The organism is Kitasatospora sp. MBT63, assembly GCF_000710465.2.
Classification (GTDB): Bacteria; Actinomycetota; Actinomycetes; order Streptomycetales; family Streptomycetaceae; genus Kitasatospora.
Genome location: NZ_JAIZ01000529.1, coordinates 11,622 through 13,764 on the forward strand (window position 1 = coordinate 11,622; position 2,143 = coordinate 13,764).

The 2,143-nt window shown below is 71.2% G+C and carries 2 protein-coding genes; one reads left to right on the plus strand and one right to left on the minus strand.

Features of this window, described 5'->3' with window-relative positions:
- Nucleotides 1–151: 151 nt before the first annotated feature.
- The gene (locus AA75_RS28495) at nt 152–793 is read right to left on the minus strand and encodes a TetR family transcriptional regulator (protein WP_033823153.1); all 642 of its coding nucleotides are present in this window, start codon (nt 791–793) and stop codon (nt 152–154) included.
- Nucleotides 794–1,172: 379 nt separating this feature from the next.
- Here AA75_RS28495 and AA75_RS28500 point away from each other — a divergent pair.
- Nucleotides 1,173–2,143 (plus strand): serine/threonine-protein kinase (locus AA75_RS28500; RefSeq protein ID WP_149038427.1); only part of this gene is annotated, 971 nt, incomplete at its 3' end.

Sequence of the window (2,143 nt, forward strand, 5' to 3'; positions counted from 1 at the left end):
CCGCCCCACCGTGGTGCTGCGACTCGTTGGTGCGCGTCACGGTACGTCGGCGGACCTCCCCCGAGGACACGGCCGCCGTCCGACACACCCCGGACAGGAGGCCGGGAGCTGCGCGCGGGATGGACGGGGTGGGTGGTGCGGTGGGGCGGACCTACTTGGGCGGCTTCTTTCCGGCCACGCCCAGGTAGACCTGGAGGGCCAGGTTGGGCTTGAGGTCCTTGACCTTGACGCCCCAGGAGGTGAACGCCTTCTGGTGCTCGGCCGCCGAGGCCAGCAGCGAGATCAGCGCGCCGGCGACCGCCGCCGGGTCGACCGACTTGTCGGTCTTGCCCTGATTCGCCTTCACCGCCTCGGAGAGCGGTCCGGCCACCGAGTTGAGGACTTTCATGCGGATCTTGAAGAACCGCTTGTCCCCCTCGGCTGCACCGAGAGTGACGACGCGCAGAATGGCGTCGTTCTTGCGCCAGAAGGCGAGGAATCCGTCCACCAGATCTTCCGAAGTGGCGTAGCCGGTCTTTCCCGCCCAGGACTTTCCATCGACGAGCTCTTTGAGCCCGGCGCTGTCCTCGGCCATTTCCTCTGCGATCTCGAGGACGGCGCCCTCGACATCCGGGAAGTACTGGTAGAAGGTCGCGGGGGAGGTACCCGCCATACGGGCGACGTCGATGACCTTGACGTCCCGATACGGCGACGTGCTGAGCATCTCGCGGAGGCAGTCGAGCAGCTTCTGCCGCGTCTCCTGTCCGCGTCGCCCGGCGACGCGACCGTCGACGGTGCGAACTTGTCCTGTCATGCCGTCAGCTTACCGTGGCGAGATCTTGGCGCGATTCGGTGATGCGACTATTACGCCGCCCGGGGGTGGTAAAGCGGGGGTGCCGAGGAGTGCACGCACGGAATTTCAACTGATCGCCGGGATGGTGTTGAAGCCCCCCCGTGCACTGATGACCCCACAGCGTGACGAAGGGTCTGCTGAGGGAAGGTCGGATGACCGACTGTGACCATCGGCGAACCGTCAGATGGTGCCGGCGGTGCTCCGGGGGCGGCCGGGGCGGCGGGCGGCGGCCATCCGCCGACGCGTCGAGGGCGGGGGAGATTGGATCCCGGGGGGTGCGCATTGGACAATCGGTCCGGCACCCCGACGGGTGGCGGCGGTAAGGGGAGGTGGCAACGGAGTGGACCAGCTGACGGCGCACGATCCGAGACGGATCGGGCCCTTCGAGGTGCTCGGGCGGCTCGGCGCGGGCGGGATGGGTCTGGTCTATCTGGCGCGGTCGGCGTCCGGCCGGAGGGTCGCCATCAAGACCGTGCGCGCCGAACTGGCCGAGGACGACCTGTTCCGGGTCCGGTTCGCCCGGGAGATCGCGGCGGCCAAGACGGTTGGCGGGTTCTACACCGCCGCCGTGGTCGACGCGGACGCGGACGCGGCGGTGCCCTGGCTGGCGACCGCCTACGTGCCCGCGCCCTCGCTGGAGGACCTGGTCAACGAGTGCGGCCCGCTGCCGGTGGACGCGGTCCGCTGGCTGACCGCCGGGATCGCCGAGGCGCTGCAGTCGATCCACCACGCCGGGCTGGTCCACCGCGACCTGAAGCCGTCCAACGTGCTGGTGGTCGAGGACGGCCCGCGGGTGATCGACTTCGGGATCGCGGCCGGGGTCTCCAACACCCGCCTCACCATGACCAACGTCGCGGTCGGCACCCCCGCCTACATGTCGCCCGAGCAGGCCCGCGACAGCCGCAGCGTCAAGGGCGCCAGCGACGTCTTCTCGCTCGGCTCGCTGATCGTCTTCTGTGCCACCGGCCACGCCCCGTACCGCGGCTCCAACCCGGTGGAGACGGTGTTCCAGCTGCTGCGCGACCAGCCGGACCTCTCCGGGCTGCCGCTGGAGCTGGTCGACCTGGTCCGGGCGTGCATGCGGCCCGCGCCCGAGCACCGGCCGACGCCCGCCCAGCTGCAGGCCGAGCTGGCCCCGCACCTGTTCTCCCGGGACGACGCCGCGGGCGAGGCCGGCGACTGGCTGCCGCCCGCCGCGCTGGACCTGATCGAGCGCAGGCGCAGCCGCCGCCCGGTGCCGCCCGCGCCGGTGCAGCCGCCGCCGGTGCCCTCGGCCCACCCGGTCCAGCCGCCGCCCGTCCTGCTGCCGCC